This is a genomic window from Pseudomonas sp. 2(2015), from assembly GCF_000955865.1.
GTDB lineage: Bacteria > Pseudomonadota > Gammaproteobacteria > Pseudomonadales > Pseudomonadaceae > Aquipseudomonas.
Map to the genome: position 1 here is coordinate 78835 of NZ_JYOF01000010.1, position 15496 is coordinate 94330.

A 15496-nucleotide genomic window follows, 5' to 3' on the forward strand; every position below is an offset into this window, starting at 1 on the left:
AGCCTAAGGCGCGGCGAATGGCCGGGTATTGAAGAAAATTACCCTGGATATCTTCAAGCAATGGTTACAGGTGCATGGCGTGCAGCCTGGTTTTTCCCTGATTGCTCGCAGAGCAAGATGTAATCACTTTCAAGCACAGGCAGTGATCATCATGTACAACGCTCATCAATCCTTGTTGCACCAGACCGTGCTGGTGCTCGGCGGCGCCAGCGGTATCGGCGCGGCGGTAGCGCGCCAGGCCAGGGCACGTGGTGCACGGGTCATCGTTGCCAGCCGCCAGGCGGTAAGCCCGGGCGAGGGGATCGAGGCATGTGTTGCCGATATAACCGATACCCGGGCGCTGCAGGCGCTGTTTTCCGGCGTTGGCACCGTCGATCATCTGGTGATCAGCGCTGGCCCCGCCGTGCAGGCCAGGCCCCTGGCGCAGAGCGACTTGCAACTGGCGCGCGAGGCTTTCGAGGTGAAGTTCTGGGGCGCCTTGCAGGCGATCCAGCTGGCGTTGCCGCACCTTTCTGCGCACGCCAGCATCAGCCTGACCTCGGGGTTGCTGTCACGCAAGTTCGTCGCCGGGCAGATGATCAAGACCACCCTCAATGCGGCGCTCGAAGCCCTGGCCAGGCAACTGGCCAAGGAGCTGGCGCCACTCCGGGTCAATGTTGTCAGCCCGGGGCTGACCGAAACCGAAGCCTACGCCGGGATGGACGCCGAGTCGCGGCAGGCGATGTTCGCCCGCGCCGGCGCGGGCCTGCCGGTCGGACGGGTGGGGGCGGCGGATGAAGTGGCGGCGGGGTATCTGCTGGCCATGGAGAACGGCTTCATGACCGCCAGCGTCATTGATATCGATGGTGGTGGGTTGATTTAGGCAGTTGTGGGAACGGGCGGGTACAGAATTTGAAATAGTTTCGCGCTGTGAGAAAAGCCTGCTGCAATTGTAGGATCACATCCCCAGTTGATTTCAGGTTGATATGACTTCGTTCTCGGAGCCTCCCAGTACCCGGCCGTCCCGGCCATTCTCCCGTCCTTGCGACGTTTCCCGCCCGTTCTCGCACATGAGTAATCGCCCATGGAATGGCTAGCCGACCCCACGGCCTGGCTGGGCCTTGCCACGCTGATTGTGCTGGAACTGGTACTGGGTATCGACAACCTGGTGTTCATCGCCATCCTCGCCGACAAACTGCCGCCCCATCAGCGCGACCGTGCGCGGGTGATCGGCCTGTCGCTGGCGCTGATCATGCGCCTGGGCCTGCTGGCCAGTATCTCGTGGATGGTGACCCTCACCGCGCCGCTGTTCGAGGTGTTCGGCAAGAGCTTCTCCGGGCGCGATCTGATCATGCTCTTCGGTGGTGTGTTCCTGTTGTTCAAGGCCACCATGGAGTTGCACGAGCGCCTCGAAGGCCACGTTGCGCAGAACACCGGCAGTGTGCGCCATGCCGCGTTCTGGCCGATCGTCGCGCAGATCGTGGTGCTCGATGCAGTGTTCTCCCTCGACGCGGTGATCACCGCCGTGGGCATGGTCGAAGAGTTGTCGATCATGATGATCGCGGTGATCTTCTCCATCGGCATCATGATCGTTGCCAGCAAGCCGTTGACCCGCTTCGTCAACAATCACCCGACGGTGATCATGCTGTGCCTGGGCTTCTTGATGATGATCGGCTTCAGCCTCACCGCCGAGGGCCTGGGCTTTCATATTCCCAAAGGCTACCTGTACGCGGCCATTGGCTTCTCGATTCTGATCGAGCTGTTCAACCAGCTGGCCCGGGCGCGGCGCAAGCGCAGCCTGCAGCAACACCGGCCGCTGCGTGAGCGCACCGCCCACGCGGTCCTGCGCCTTTTGGGCGGGCGCCGGGTCGGGGCCGATGATGTCGGCGAGGAAATTGCCGATCTGGTCGAAGGTGGCGAAGAACAGGTGCTGTTCGACCGCCGCGAACGGGTGATGATCAGCGGCGTGCTGAACCTGGCCGAACGGCCGATCAAGACGCTGATGACGGTGCGCGCCGAGGTCGATGCCATCGACCTGGCGCAGCCGGCCGAGGCGATTCGTACCGCACTGATGCATTCGTCCTACTCGCGCCTGCCGTTGATTCGAGACGGGCGTATTGAAGAACCGCTGGGCTTCGTGCACAAGAAGGAGCTGCTCAAGGAACTGCTGGCCGGTAATCAGCCTGACCTCGAGAGCCTGGCCCGGGCGCCGGTGAACCTGCTGGAGAGTTTCAGCATCCTCAACGCCCTGGAGCAGATGCGCAGCCAGTCGACGCACATCGCCTTCGTGGTCAACGAGTTCGGTGATTTCACCGGGGTGCTGACCATGACCGACATCCTTGAGTCCATTGCCGGTGAACTGCCCGATGCCAGTGAGGTGGAAGGCCCGGGCATCGTCGAGGACGGCCACGGCTTTGTCGTCAGCGGCGCCCTGAACCTCAGCCAGATCCAGGCACGCACCGGTTTTGCCGCCAAGCCCACCGAGGACTACCAGACCCTCGCCGGCCTGGTCATGAGCCTGCTCGATCGCTTGCCGATGGTCGGCGACAGCCTGGTGTGGAACAACTGGCAAATGACCGTGGTCGCGGTGGAGGAGCGCCGCGTGCGCCAGGTGCGCCTTACACCGAACGCCGCCGTTGACGCAGCAGGTGCCTGACGCCTTCGGCGATCAATACCAGCACCGCCAGCCAGATCGGCAGGTAGGTCAGCCACTGGTCGGGGCCGATGGTCTCGCCCAGCAGCAGGGCGACGGCCACCAGCAGCACCGGCTCGACATAGCTGAGCAGGCCGAACAGGCTGAAGGCCAGCAGGCGGCTGGCCAGCACATAGCAGATCAGCGCCAGGGCGCTGATCACCCCAAGCAGCGGGATCAGGCCGTACAGCCCCGGATGCGCGGCCAGGTCCTGGGCTGACAGCGGCCCCTGGATGACAAAGTACAGCGCCGCCGGCAGCAGCAGGCACATGTCGGCCCACAAGCCGCCGAGGTGGTCGGTCGCGCATTTGCGCCGCAGCACGAAGTACAGCGGGTAGCCTGCGGCGACCAGCAAGGTCTCCCAGGCAAAGCTGCCGTGCTGGTAGAGCTCATGGCCGACACCGGTCATCGCGCAGGCTACCGCGACTTTCTGCAGCCGCGACAATTGTTCGCCATACACCAGGCGGCCGGTCAGGACCATGGTCAGCGGCAACAGGAAGTAGCCCAGCGACACTTCCAGGCTGCGTCCGTGCAACGGCGCCCAGAGGAACAGCCAGAGCTGTACGCCCATCAATGATGAAGTACCCAGCAGGCCGAGCAACAGCAGCGGCGTGCGCCTAACCCGCGCGAGCAAGCCGGTGACCAGCGGCCAGTCGCGGGTAAACAGCATGAACAGGGTAACGCAGGGCAAGGTCAGGAGCATGCGCCAGCCGAACACCTCCTCGCCATCGAGCGGGGTGAGCAGCGAGGTGTAGTAGTACATCACGGCAAACAGGAACGAGGCCGTGACCGATGTAATGATGCCTTTTGACACAAATGCCTCGGTTACAGAAGAAAACAGAGCGGGGAACCCGCCATGATCTCAGGGCGCAGGCCTAACCGGCAACCTTCGCGACCTGCGGCGCGGTTTCGGCCTGGGCTGCCAGGGCGGCGACAAAGTCCTCGATCGGCATCGGCCGGGCAAACAGGTAACCCTGCTGGAAATCGACATTGTGGCGCGCCAGGTAATCGCGCTGGGTTTCGTTCTCGACGCCTTCGGCGACGATGCCCAGCTCAAGCTTGGCCGACAGTTCGATAATGCTGTCGAGAATGTGCAGCGACAACGCATCGACCCCGATCAGGGCGACGAAGCTTTGGTCAATCTTCAGGTAATCGACCTTGAACTGGCGCAAGTAGCTGAGGCTGGACTGGCCGGTGCCAAAGTCGTCGATGGCGATCATCACCCCCAGTTCGTGGAGTTTGCCGAACAGCGTCTGGGTAACTTCGCTGGGGGCAATAAGCTTGCGTTCGGTCAGCTCCAGGGTCAGCAATACCCGGCCAGGCGGGAAGGCGCCGAGAAAGGCCCGGCAGTCGTCGTACAGGGCCAGGTCCTGGCAATGATCGGCGGTGATGTTGATGCCGACATGAAAACCCTCGCCCATCAATGCGGCATGCGGCGCCAGCAATTGCGCAGTGCGCTGCATGAGCATGCGCGTCATCGGTACGATCTGGCCGCTGTGCTCGGCGTAGGGAATGAACAGGTCGGGGCGCACCAGACCGTCGCGCGGGTGCTGCCAGCGCATCAGCACTTCGGCGCCGGCCCAGCGGTAGTCGCCCTTGCGCACCACCGGCTGGAAGTACGGCAAGAACTCGTTGGCTTCTATGGCCCGCTGCAACTCGGCCCGTGGTGAGCTGGCACGGCGCAGCATCCAGCGGCATACGGTACCGGCAATCACCCCGAGAAACACCAGCAGGCCGAACAGGGCAGGGTATTCATCGCGCATTACCTGGCCGACCTTGCCTGGCGCATAACCGCTGTGGATCGAGAACGGGTAGTGGCTGGAGGTCAGGCGCACTGGCGCGACCTCAGCGGCGGGGGCGATCCCTTCATGCACCACGCCGTCCTTGCCCATCCAGTAACGGCCCACCTGTAGCAGCAACTGGGTCTGCGGGCCGATCAGGCGCAGGGCGGTCAGCAGGTGGTCACCATCGACGGTAGTGATGGCGCCGCGCTCGCCTTCATAGACCCGATACACCAGCAATGGGTGGCCAGGAGTCACCGAGTTGCCGTTCATCAGCCAGAGCTTGCCGTCGACATAGTCGCTGGCATTGACCGGTTCGCTGTAGGGGCCGAACAGCGAGCTGCAATACAGCTCGTTGCGGTACACCAGGTTGGTCGAGCGTACGAACGAGCGGCGGGTGACCTGGTCGCGCAGGGCCAGTTTCTCTTCCATGCACGGCATTCCGGCCAAGGGCAGCAACGACCTGGCCGCGCTAGAAATGTTGTCGAGGATCAGCTCTACCTGGGCCACCACTTGCTGCGCGGTGGCGCGGCTGCGGGCGTCCAGCTCACGCTGAGCCTGCAGGTGCATGATCAGCAGCCCGCACAGCACCGGTAGGGCGCCAACCGCCCAGGGCAGCAGGGCACGCAGGGTCCAGCGTCCGGGGCGTTTTACCGTGAGCGGCATGGCGGCTAACCTGTACAAGCGAGGGAAAGAAAACGGCTGTGTGCCTAGGATAGCCGTTCGTCGCCGCTCGGGCGTCAACTAAAGTGCGGACAAAACGGTTTACGCACTGTAGAATCTCGTTACGCATACAATAATAAGGTTCTCCACCTTCGGGGAATCAACCCGCCGAGAATGGGTCCATATGAAGTGTCATGGGTTCAAGCTGATCTATGGTGACTACCTCGCCAGAAGTGTGAGGGGCATCTCTTGCGCGCCACCACGCCTGCTCGACATCGATAGCAATTAACGACCGTTATTTACCCGCTTTGATGATGAGGAAACGAGCATGGCTGATATCTTTGAAAACCCGATGGGCCTGATGGGCTTTGAATTCATCGAGTTCGCATCGCCGACCCCGGGCGCCCTGGAACCGATCTTCCAGATCATGGGCTTCACCAAGGTGGCTACCCACCGTTCCAAGGACGTGCACCTGTACCGCCAGGGCGGTATCAACCTGATCCTGAACAACGAACCGAAAAGCGTCGCCTCGTACTTTGCCGCCGAGCATGGTCCGTCGGTGTGCGGCATGGCCTTCCGTGTGCGTAACGCCCACGAAGCCTACGCCCGCGCCCTGGAGCTGGGTGCCCAGCCGGTCGAGATCGAAACCGGGCCGATGGAGCTGCGTTTGCCGGCGATCAAGGGCATTGGCGGTGCGCCGCTGTACCTGATCGACCGTTTCGAGGAAGGCAGTTCGATCTATGACATCGACTTCAACTTCATCGAAGGTGTCGATCGTCACCCGGTCGGTGCGGGCCTGAAGATCATCGATCACCTGACCCATAACGTTTACCGCGGGCGCATGGCCTACTGGGCCGGCTTCTACGAGAAGCTGTTCAACTTCCGCGAAATCCGTTACTTCGACATCAAGGGCGAATACACCGGCCTGACCTCCAAGGCCATGACCGCGCCGGATGGCATGATCCGTATCCCGCTGAACGAAGAGTCGTCCAAGGGCGCCGGGCAGATCGAAGAGTTCCTCATGCAGTTCAACGGCGAGGGCATCCAGCACGTGGCCTTCCTCAGCGACAACCTGCTCGAGAGCTGGGATGCCCTGAAAAAGCTCGGCATGCGCTTCATGACCGCGCCGCCAGACACCTACTACGAGATGCTCGAAGGGCGTCTGCCGGGCCATGGCGAGCCGGTCGGCGAACTGCAGGCCCGTGGCATCCTGCTTGACGGCTCTTCCGATGCCGGCGACAAGCGCCTGCTGCTGCAGATCTTCTCTGAAACCCTGATGGGCCCGGTGTTCTTCGAGTTCATCCAGCGCAAGGGTGACGATGGCTTCGGCGAAGGCAACTTCAAGGCCCTGTTCGAGTCGATCGAGCGTGACCAGGTCCGTCGTGGTGTACTCAGTACCGACTGATCTGCCCTGCCACTGAAAAAGGCCATTGAGCAAACGCTCAATGGCCTTTTTTCATGATGGAGCTCACGCCGGTTTCCGTCGTTGCCTGAACAGCCCCCAGTAGGCCACGGCGGAGGTGATAATGCCGACCAAAAGCAATGACGGCGCGGTAGAGCTCATGGCCTGGCTGAGCATCTTGCGGGTATGGCCATTGGGGTAGCCGGCGTGCACGGTGTAGCCGTACTTCTCCGAGACCATGCGCTGGCTGTCTTCTTCATGGTTGGGTACCTGCTCGGCGCTGCCACTGCCGGTTGCCCAGACAAAATCGCTGCCGAACTGCAGGGCCAGGACAATGGCGTTCTTGAAGCCCTGCAGTTCTGTTTGCAGGGAGCGCGCATCGCTGATGGCGATGACGCCCGTGGGATATTCCTGCAGGCGGTAGTGCAGCACCGGCATGTCCGGGGTGATTTCGTTGCGCGAGTCCAGGCGCAGGCGCTGGTTGAAGTAGCTGCCCGGGTCGATTGCCGTGTCGATGCTGCCGAGCAGGGTGCTGCAGTAGGCACGGTTTTCCCGGGTCAGCACCAGCGAGCGCACGCTTGGCTGCCTCAGCGCTTCCTGGCGCAGAGTCGGGAGGATTTTCTCGCAGGGTTGCCCGACCAACCCGAGCACAGCATTGCTGGAGCCGTGCATGGCATCGAAGACCCGGTCGATAGCATAGATAGCCTCGACCACAGACACCTCGGCGGTTTCTTCCTGCTTGCGCTCGACCTGCAGGGCCAACACCAGAAGGCCACAGGCCACGGGCGCCAGGCCGATCAGCAGGGTTATCAGAAACTCGAGCAGGCTGCGGCCGGCAAGACGGGTTGGAGCCATGAGTGCACCTCTATGCTGAACAAGAGCCCGACCTTCCTGGTCGGGTGACACTCGTCAGCATAAAGAGCGCAATCAGCGGCGGATGTAGGCCGCGTTTACCCTCGGCGAAGTACCTATCGGCAAGCCAAGTAGGCGCCTCAGCGCTTTTTCAGTGCGGCCACCACCAGGTCAGCCACCGCGCCCCCGGAGGCGGGATTCTGTCCGGTAATCAAGCGTCCGTCTTTCTGGTCGGCGATGGCGAAGGCCTGCCACGGCTCTTCTGCCTTGCGGTACAAACCGCCGCGGGCCTTGAGCTCGGTTTCGGTGAGGTAAGGCACCACTTTGTCCAGTTCGGCCAGTTTCTCTTCAGTATCGGAAAAACCGGTGACCTCGCGGTCCTTGACCAGCAAGGTGTTATCACTGAGCTTGATATTGAGCAGGCCAACCGCGCCATGGCACACCGAGGCCACTACGCCGCCGGCCTCGAAGATGCGCCGGGCCAGGTCCTGCAGCTCGCTGTTGTCTGGAAAGTCCCAGATCACCCCATGGCCGCCGGCGTAGTAGATGGCGCTGTAGTCCTGGGACTTGACCTCCCCGGGGTTGAGGGTTTTGCCCAAACGGTTCATGAACGCCTTGTCCTGGTACCACTGCCAGTCGATATCCGCGGCCATCTGCAGGCTGTGCGGGTCCACCGGCACGTAGCCGCCGGCGGGGCTCAGGTAATCGACCTTGTAGCCGGCCTTTTCGACCTTGTCGACAAAGTGTACCGCCTCGCCCAGCCACAATCCGGTGGCGCGCTTAAGCGTCGGGTATTTGGCCGTATTGGTCAGCACCACCAGTATTTTCTTGCTCATCGCAACGCTCCCTATACTGGAACGGACCCGGACTGCCCAGGTCGCAGAGGAGAAACCTGTTCAGCATAGTAGCGACTGGCATGGATGCCATTCCCTGCTGGCGGTATGCTAGCCTGCGAGGAAAACCAGTATCGCTACAGGAGTCGACCAACGGATGAGCACTTTGAACCAGGACGTAGATGCGTTCATGCAGGCTGCTATCGATGAGGCCCAACTGGGCCGCAAAGAAGGCGGCATACCGATCGGTTCGGTGCTGGTCCACAACAACCAGATCATCGGCCGTGGCCACAACCGCCGGGTCCAGGAGGGCAGCGCGATCCTGCACGGCGAAATGGACGCTCTGGAAAACGCCGGCCGCCAGCCGGCCAGGGTTTATCGCGAGGCGACCCTGTACACCACCTTGTCGCCATGCCCGATGTGCAGCGGGGCGATCCTGCTGTATGGCATCAAGCGCGTGATTGTTGGTGAAAACCAGACTTTCATGGGCGAGGAAGCGCTGCTCAAGGCCCGCGGCGTCGATGTGCAGGTGCTGCACAATGATAACTGCGTCAAGATGATGCGCGCTTTTATCAAGGACAGCCCCGAACTCTGGAACGAAGATATCGGCGTTTAGGTCCGATTGTTCAGGCCCCCACCGTCAGCCGAGCTTGCCCATGCCAGGATCAATGAGTGTAAAGGTGCGTAACCACGACTGGGCCAGTACCGCCCTGGGGCCTTTGTACCTGTGGCCGGCGCCCTTGCGCATTGCCGTGGACATGCTGCTGGCGTCCAAATTCCCCGGTTGCCTGGTCTGGGGGCCGCAGTTGGTGACCATTTACAACGATGCCTTCAAGCCGATCCTCGGGGCCAAGCCCGAGGCACTGGGACGCGGGTTTGACGAGGTGTGGAGCGAGGCCTGGGAGAACATCGGCGCGCTGGTCTTCCGTACCCTGTCGGGGGAGGCGATCTTCATCGAGAACTTCCCGTTGATGATCAATCGCAACGGCAGCCTCGAGCAAGCCTATTTCACCTTCTGCTACAGCCCCATTCGAGACGAGCGCGGGGCGGTGGCCGGCTTTCTCGACACGGTGATCGAAACCACCGCCAGCGTCGAATCGGCGCAGCAGTGGCGTCACCTGGCCAATACCTTCGAGCGCCAGGTGCAGGAGCGCACCTCTGATCGAAACCATTTCTGGGACTTGTCCGGCGACATCATGGTGATTGTCCTGCCGGATTTGCGCATCAGTGCGGTCAACCCGGCCTGGAGCCAGATCCTTGGCTGGGCTGCAGACGAGGTGCTGGACACCTCGATCATGGACTTGCTGCATGCCGACGACCAACCGCAAGTCGCCTCGCTGGTCGAGCGCCTGCGCGCCGGCCAGCGCACCGAGAACACCATCAGCCGCTTGCGCCACAAGGATGGGCACTACCGCTGGTTCAACTGGGCAGCGGTACCCTCGCAGCTTGGTTTTACCGCCGTGGGCACCGACATCAGCCAGGAACGCGAGCGCGAAGAGGCGCTGCGCCATGCTGAAGAACTGTTGCGCCAGAGCCAGAAGATGGAAGCCATCGGGCAACTGTCCGGCGGCATGGCCCATGACTTCAATAACCTGTTGACCGGCATCAGCGGCAGCCTGGAGTTGCTCGAGCGACGTATTGCCCAGGGTAATGTGGATAATCTGCAGGTCTACCTTGATGCCGCTCGGGGTGCGGCCAAGCGCGCCGCCACGCTCACCCACCGCTTGCTGGCCTTCTCCCGGCGCCAGGCGCTCGACCCCAAGCCCGCCTGCGTCAACCAACTGGTGCAGGACATCGAACACCTGATCCAGCAAACCGTGGGTAGCCATATCGATCTGCAGGTCCAGGTGGAGCCGGCGCCCTGGTGGGTACTGATTGATGCCAATCAGCTGGAAAATGCCCTGATCAACCTGTGCATCAATGCCCGCGATGCCATGGGCGCCGGTGGCTGCCTGCGCATCACCACCGCTAACGAACGTCACGAGCTGGCCCTGGAGGGCGAAGACAGCCTGGGGCCGGGCGATTACTTTGCCTTGCAGGTGCAGGACAACGGCCACGGCATGAACGCCGATATCGTCGCACGGGCCTTTGACCCGTTCTTTACCACCAAGCCGGTCGGCCAGGGCACCGGGCTTGGCTTGTCGATGGTCTATGGCTTTGTCCGTCAGTCAGGGGGCCGGGTGTGGATCGATTCGAGCCCTGGCCAGGGCACCCGGGTTAAGGTCCTCCTGCCGCGCTATGTGGGCGAGCTGCCGCAGCCGCTGGCCGGCGAGCCGGGGCGCAAGTGCTACCCACGCGCCAATGGCGAACGCATCCTGCTGGTCGACGACGAGAGTACCTTGCGCTTGCTGATCAAGGAGGCGCTGGAGGAGGAGGGCTTCGAGGTGTTTACCGCCGCTGACGCCAACAGCGCGCTGCAGCAGTATCGCCAGTTGGGCACAGTTGACTTGCTGATCACCGATATCGGCCTGCCGGGCGGCTTCAGTGGCCGTCAGGTGGCCAATGCCCTGCGCATGCTGCAGGCGCAGCAGAAGGTGCTGTTGATCACCGGCTTCGCCGAACAGGAAGTGACCGACCAGGAGGTGCTGGAGCCCGGCATCGCCCTGATGACCAAGCCCTTCGCCTTGCAAGACCTGGTGTACCAGGTACACCAGATGCTCGAGCCGGTTCAGCCGGTGGTTTGCGAACTTTCCCCGCTGGCGCGCTGACTGGCCAGGCGCTCGAGCATCAGGTAGGTCAGCGTGGCTACCAGCAACGGCAACAGAAAGTAGATCGCCCGGTAGCCAATCAGCGCCGCGAGCAGCGTGCCCTTGCCGTAGGTGCCTTGCAGCAGGGTCAAAAACACCGTCTCGAGTACCCCAAGCCCGGCCGGAATATGAGTAATGACCCCGGCAATGCTGCTGATCATCAGTACCGCCAGCACGGTCGGGTAGCTAGCCCCCTTGGGCAACAGGATGAACACCACCAGCGCCATCAACGACCAGTTCAGAGCGCCCATCACCACTTGCAACGCTGCCAGGCGAATGCCTGGCAGGGTGATCTGCTGCTTGCGAAAGTGCCAGGTGCGGCGAGTCGCGAAGGCGCAGGCCAGCAGGTAAGCGATGACCGCTAATAACAACGCTGCACCGATCAGGCGCAGGCCGGTATTGCCGATCTCCATGCCCGCTGGCAACTTCGGCAGCCCGCAGACGAACAAGCTGCCGGCCACCGCGAAATAGCCTGCCCAGTTGGTCAACAGCCCCAGGCTGAGGATCCGGGTGATGGTCGCGACCTTGAGGCCGAGGCGGCTGTACAAGCGGTAGCGCAGGGCGATGCCGCCGACCCAGGCGCTGAGGTTGAGGTTGAAGGCGTAGCACACGAACGCCAGCGGCAACACCTGGCGCGCCGGCAAATGATGCCCGGTGTAGTAGCGCCCGAGCAGGTCGAAGCTGCTGAACAGGGCAAAGCTGCACAGGGTTACGCCTGCAGCCATTGCCAGGGTGCGCCAGCGATAGGAGGCCAGGGCCTGGTACACCTCTTGCCAGTCGAGGTTTTTCAGCACGCTGAACAGCAGCACCGGCACCAGAATGAAGAACGCCAGGGTCAGCGCCTGGCGGGCACGGCGCCAGTGCTTGTGCTGCTTGCTCATGTCGGCTTGCCCGCAGGTTGCTCGCCGTCATACAGCGGCTTGAGCCGTGGTACATGGGCCGGCAGCCAGCCGATCACGGCCGGAAATCGGCGGATGAAGTGAAAGGTCAAAAAGATCAGCGGCGCCCGCCACCAGTAGCCACGCAGTGCCCGCTGCAGGCTCACCGGTTTGCAGCGGTGGGCGGTAAGCTCCTGCAGGTGTTCATGCAGGCGGCTGTTGAAGGTCTGGTCGCGGATGACCAGGTTGGCCTCAAGGTTCAGGGCCAGGCTCAAAGGGTCGAGATTGCTTGAGCCGACCGTCGACCAGTGCCGGTCCACCAGTGCCACCTTGCCGTGCAAGGGCCGTTCGCAGTACTCGAAAATGCGCACGCCGTCGCGGATCAGGTAGTTGTACAGCAAGCGCGAGCACAAACGCACCCAGGGCATGTCGGGCATACCCTGCAGCACCAGGGTAACCTTCACGCCCCGGCGCGCGGCGTTGCGGATCGCCCGCAGCAGGCGGTAGCCGGGAAAGAAGTAGGCATTGGCAATGGTGATCCGCTCGCGGGCGCCGTTCAGCGCCCGCAAGTAGTGCTGTTCGATGTCGTTGGGGTGATCCTGGTTATCGCGGATGCACAGGGTCATGCTCGCCTGTTCGCTGTCGGCGGCGATCGGCACCCGGCGTTGCCACCAGCGCCGGGTTCCGGGCTTGAGCGCGCTCTGTTGCTCCAGCAGGGTCAAGGTGGCGCGCTGCAGGTCGGCGACGATCGGCCCGCGCACTTGTACCGCGTAGTCCTGCTTGGCCATCGGTCCGAAATCGGCCAGGTGATCGGCGCAATAATTGATGCCGCCAACAAAGCCGACCTCGCCATCGACCACCAGGATCTTGCGGTGCAGGCGGCGAAACAGATTGGTGCGCATGCCCAGGCGTTTCGGGCTCGGGTCGAAGGCCTGCAAATGCACGCCGGCGTCGCTGAGCTCGCGCAGGTAGTCAAGGCTCAGGTCTGCGGTGCCATAACCGTCGACCAGCATCTCGACCTTTACCCCGCGCCGGGCGGCGGCGATCAACAGTTGCTGCAACTGCTTGCCGACCTTGTCTTCAAAGATGATGAAGGTTTCCAGGAGGATTTCCGCCCGGGCCTGCTCGATCGCGGCAAAGGCGCTGGCGAAATAGTCCTCGCCGTTGATCAGCAGTTGCACCTGGTTGTCAGGTCGCCATTGGCTGTTCACAAGAGCACCTCCACTGCCAATGGCAGGTGATCGGACAGGTGGGTCCAGGGCTTGCGCGCCATGACCTTGGGCGCCTGTGCGCGGGCATTGCGCAGGTAGATGCGGTCCAGGCGCAACAGCGGCCAGCGTGCCGGAAAACTGCGTGCCGGGCGACCATGGGCCTGGCTGAACACTTCATTCAGGCCGCATTCGGCCAGTACTGCATCGGCGCGCTGGCGCCAGTCATTGAAGTCGCCGGCGACGATCACCGGCGCGTCGATCGGCAGGCTGTGCAGTAATTCGCAGAGCAGGTGCAACTGCTGCTGGCGCTGGCGCTCGTCCAGGCCCAGGTGCACACAGACGGTATGCAGCTCGCACTCGGCGGGCAAGGCCAGTACCGAATGCAGCAAGCCGCGCTGCTCGGTGCCATGGACGCTGACATCGAGGTTGGCGTGGCGCCGGATCGGGTATTTCGACAGCAGGGCATTGCCGTGTTCGCCGTCCGGATACACCGCATTGCGGCCGTAGGCGAATTCTGGCCAGAGGCAGTCGGCAAGAAACTCATATTGCGGCACATCCGACCAGTTGCGGTGGCGCAGAGCGTGCTGGCGGTGGCTGCCGAGCACTTCCTGGAGGAACACCAGGTCGGCGTTTTCGCTGCGTACCGCCTCACGCAGTTCTGGCAGCACGTAGTAACGGTTAAGCGCGCTGAAGCCCTTGTGCGCATTGACTGTCAGCACCCGCACCCGCTGCACGGCCGGCGCCGCCGCCAGGGCGGCGCTGGGTTGCAGCGGGCTCATGAGGTGCTGCCCTTGCCGAGCATCTGCGCGACCTTGGCGGTCAACTGGGCGAATTCGAAAGGTTTGCAGATCATCTGCATGCCCGGGTCGAGAAAACCGCCGCGAGCCACCGCGGTTTCGGCGTAGCCGGTGATGAACAGCACCTTGAGTTGCGGGCGCAGTTGCCGGCCGATTTCCGCCAGTTGCCGACCGTTCATGCCTGGCAGCCCGACGTCGCTGACCAGCAGGTCGACTGCTTCTCCGGCCTGCAGAATGGCCAGGGCGACATTGGCATCCTCGGCCACCTTGCACGGGTAACCCTGGTCACTCAGCGCCTGATGCACCAACTGACGCACCGCGGGGTCGTCCTCGACGATCAGCACCGTCTGGGTATTGCTGCAAGGCAGCGCCGGCGTTGCTGGCTCTTCGCTTTCACGGTTGGGAGCGGCGTGGCGCGGCAGGTAGACATCGACCCGGGTGCCGTGGCCGATGCGGCTTTGCAACGCCACATGGCCCTGGGACTGCTTGCTGAAGCCATACACCATCGACAGCCCCAGGCCCGTGCCCTGGCCGATTGGCTTGGTGGTGAAGAACGGGTCGAAAGCGCGGTCCAGGGTGCTTTGCGGCATGCCACAGCCATTGTCGTTGAAGCTGATCAGCACATAGTCGCCAGCGGCCAGCGAGTGGCCACCGAACAGGCTGCCGTCCTGGCGCTGATTGCTGGCGCTGACGGTCAGGCGCCCGCCGTTGGGCATGGCGTCGTGGGCGTTGCTGAGCAAGTTGCCGAGGGCTTCCTGCAGCTGCGCCGGGTCGGCTTCCACGGCCCACAGATCCGCCTCGATATGCAGTTGCAGCTTGATCTGCGGGTCAAGCAACGGCTGCAAGCGCTCGGCCGTGAGCAGGGTGGCAACTTCCACGGGCTGGGCATCGAGCGATTGCCGGCTGGAAAACGCCAGCAGGCGGTGGGTCATGCTGGCGGCGCGTTTGACCGCCGCCTGGCTGAGGCTGAGCAGGGCGGGCAGGGCGTCGTGGCGACCCTGCTGCAGGCGTTTGCCGATCATTTCCAGGCTGCCGCCGATGCCAGTCAGCAGGTTGTTGAAGTCATGGGCGACGCCGCCTGCGAGCTGGCCGATGGCTTCCATTTTCTGCGCCTGGCGCAGGTACTGTTCTTCTTCGCGCAACTGGCGCAATTGCTCTTCGACCCGTTGGCTCTGGCGCTCCAGTTCCTGGCCCTGGTTGCGTGCCTGGTACTGGCGCCGCCGCGCGCGCAACGAGGAATGGGTCAGGGCCAGCAGGTTGTCGGGTTCGAATGGATACTGCAGCAGGAACAGGTTGCCGAGCGCGGCGTGCTGGCTTTGCGGCGGGCTCTGGCCCTGGACTGGCGGCCCCGTCAGAAGCACCACCGGCAAGTCCGACCAAACCGGCTGCTTGCCAAGGTAAAGGTGCAAAGGCGAGCGTACGCTGCCGTCCAGGCAAGTGTCGGCAATGATCGCCAGGCCCACGCCTTGCTCCAGGGCAAGGCCCAGGTCTTCCATGCTGGCCGCTTGCAGCGCCTGGATGCCGGCCTGGTCGAGCAGGCGCTGGGCCAGCTGGCTAAGCTGGGCCGGGGCCAGGATCAGCGCTCGTTCGGCATTGGCTAACGCGTCGCCCACGGGTGTTCTCCTTTGATAACGCTCAGGCAAGCACCGCCGGTGCCTGCC

13 protein-coding genes are annotated in these 15496 nt (G+C 63.0%); 5 read left to right on the forward strand and 8 right to left on the reverse strand.

Going from position 1 to position 15496, the window contains the following annotated elements:
• Nucleotides 1-151 precede the first annotated feature (151 nt).
• Together UB48_RS14200 and UB48_RS14205 are read left to right on the forward strand one after the other, a co-directional pair.
• Nucleotides 152-862, forward strand: a complete 711-nt coding sequence (locus UB48_RS14200) for an SDR family oxidoreductase (RefSeq protein WP_045198444.1) — start codon at nt 152-154, stop codon at nt 860-862.
• 201 nt (nt 863-1063) lie between these two features.
• Nucleotides 1064-2635: a TerC family protein gene (locus UB48_RS14205; protein WP_045198083.1), complete on the forward strand. Its 1572-nt coding sequence runs from the start codon at nt 1064-1066 to the stop codon at nt 2633-2635.
• Here the strand turns inward: UB48_RS14205 and rarD are convergent.
• Together rarD and UB48_RS14215 are read right to left on the reverse strand one after the other, a co-directional pair.
• Nucleotides 2598-3485 carry an EamA family transporter RarD gene (gene rarD / locus UB48_RS14210; protein ID WP_045198084.1) on the reverse strand — a complete coding sequence of 296 codons (888 nt, stop codon included), beginning with the start codon at nt 3483-3485 and terminating at the stop codon, nt 2598-2600. The genes UB48_RS14205 and rarD overlap by 38 nt on opposite strands.
• Before the next feature lie 61 nt (nt 3486-3546).
• Entirely contained in the window at nt 3547-5118 is a 1572-nt protein-coding gene (locus UB48_RS14215) for a cyclic diguanylate phosphodiesterase (protein ID WP_045198086.1), read from the reverse strand.
• Nucleotides 5119-5443: 325 nt separating this feature from the next.
• Between UB48_RS14215 and hppD the strand changes: the two genes are divergently transcribed.
• A complete protein-coding gene (gene hppD / locus UB48_RS14220; RefSeq protein WP_045198088.1) occupies nt 5444-6520 on the forward strand; it encodes a 4-hydroxyphenylpyruvate dioxygenase in 1077 nt (358 codons plus the stop codon).
• Nucleotides 6521-6583: 63 nt separating this feature from the next.
• Here hppD and UB48_RS14225 read toward each other — a convergent pair whose 3' ends face one another.
• Both UB48_RS14225 and UB48_RS14230 read right to left on the reverse strand, forming a co-directional pair.
• Nucleotides 6584-7372, reverse strand: a complete 789-nt coding sequence (locus UB48_RS14225) for a CSS-motif domain-containing protein (protein WP_045198090.1) — start codon at nt 7370-7372, stop codon at nt 6584-6586.
• A gap of 137 nt (nt 7373-7509) precedes the next feature.
• Nucleotides 7510-8205 carry a type 1 glutamine amidotransferase domain-containing protein gene (locus tag UB48_RS14230; protein WP_045198093.1) on the reverse strand — a complete coding sequence of 232 codons (696 nt, stop codon included), beginning with the start codon at nt 8203-8205 and terminating at the stop codon, nt 7510-7512.
• Nucleotides 8206-8359: 154 nt separating this feature from the next.
• On the opposite strand from UB48_RS14230, the gene UB48_RS14235 reads away from it, so the two are divergent.
• Nucleotides 8360-8818: a nucleoside deaminase gene (locus tag UB48_RS14235; RefSeq protein WP_045198096.1), complete on the forward strand. Its 459-nt coding sequence runs from the start codon at nt 8360-8362 to the stop codon at nt 8816-8818.
• 64 nt (nt 8819-8882) lie between these two features.
• On the forward strand, nt 8883-10910 hold the full coding sequence (locus UB48_RS14240; RefSeq protein ID WP_275559782.1) for a PAS domain-containing sensor histidine kinase: 2028 nt from the start codon (nt 8883-8885) through the stop codon (nt 10908-10910).
• On the opposite strand, the gene UB48_RS14245 is transcribed toward UB48_RS14240, so the two are convergent.
• Genes UB48_RS14245 through UB48_RS14260 form a run of 4 tightly spaced genes read right to left on the reverse strand, consistent with a single transcriptional unit; the run spans nt 10871 to nt 15448 of the window.
• Nucleotides 10871-11830 (reverse strand): lysylphosphatidylglycerol synthase domain-containing protein, encoded by a 960-nt coding sequence (locus tag UB48_RS14245; protein WP_045198100.1) that lies wholly within the window; start codon nt 11828-11830, stop codon nt 10871-10873. The two genes, UB48_RS14240 and UB48_RS14245, sit on opposite strands and share 40 nt — an antisense overlap.
• The gene (gene clsB / locus UB48_RS14250; RefSeq protein WP_045198102.1) at nt 11827-13038 is read right to left on the reverse strand and encodes a cardiolipin synthase ClsB; all 1212 of its coding nucleotides are present in this window, start codon (nt 13036-13038) and stop codon (nt 11827-11829) included. The genes UB48_RS14245 and clsB overlap by 4 nt, the downstream gene beginning before the upstream one ends.
• Nucleotides 13035-13817: an endonuclease/exonuclease/phosphatase family protein gene (locus UB48_RS14255; RefSeq protein ID WP_045198103.1), complete on the reverse strand. Its 783-nt coding sequence runs from the start codon at nt 13815-13817 to the stop codon at nt 13035-13037. The genes clsB and UB48_RS14255 overlap by 4 nt, the downstream gene beginning before the upstream one ends.
• Nucleotides 13814-15448 (reverse strand): ATP-binding protein, encoded by a 1635-nt coding sequence (locus tag UB48_RS14260; RefSeq protein ID WP_045198104.1) that lies wholly within the window; start codon nt 15446-15448, stop codon nt 13814-13816. Before UB48_RS14260 ends, UB48_RS14255 begins: the two co-directional genes overlap by 4 nt.
• Nucleotides 15449-15496 lie beyond the last annotated feature (48 nt).

What these genes read in the sequence shown, in the direction of transcription:
- UB48_RS14200 (WP_045198444.1), top strand. Translation starts at nt 152, where the DNA reads ATGTACAACGCTCATCAATCCTTGTTGCACCAGACCGTGCTGGTGCTC.
- UB48_RS14205 (WP_045198083.1), top strand. Translation starts at nt 1,064, where the DNA reads ATGGAATGGCTAGCCGACCCCACGGCCTGGCTGGGCCTTGCCACGCTG.
- UB48_RS14215 (WP_045198086.1), bottom strand. Translation starts at nt 5,118, where the DNA reads ATGCCGCTCACGGTAAAACGCCCCGGACGCTGGACCCTGCGTGCCCTG.
- hppD (WP_045198088.1), top strand. Translation starts at nt 5,444, where the DNA reads ATGGCTGATATCTTTGAAAACCCGATGGGCCTGATGGGCTTTGAATTC.
- UB48_RS14225 (WP_045198090.1), bottom strand. Translation starts at nt 7,372, where the DNA reads ATGGCTCCAACCCGTCTTGCCGGCCGCAGCCTGCTCGAGTTTCTGATA.
- UB48_RS14230 (WP_045198093.1), bottom strand. Translation starts at nt 8,205, where the DNA reads ATGAGCAAGAAAATACTGGTGGTGCTGACCAATACGGCCAAATACCCG.
- UB48_RS14235 (WP_045198096.1), top strand. Translation starts at nt 8,360, where the DNA reads ATGAGCACTTTGAACCAGGACGTAGATGCGTTCATGCAGGCTGCTATC.
- UB48_RS14245 (WP_045198100.1), bottom strand. Translation starts at nt 11,830, where the DNA reads ATGAGCAAGCAGCACAAGCACTGGCGCCGTGCCCGCCAGGCGCTGACC.
- UB48_RS14255 (WP_045198103.1), bottom strand. Translation starts at nt 13,817, where the DNA reads ATGAGCCCGCTGCAACCCAGCGCCGCCCTGGCGGCGGCGCCGGCCGTG.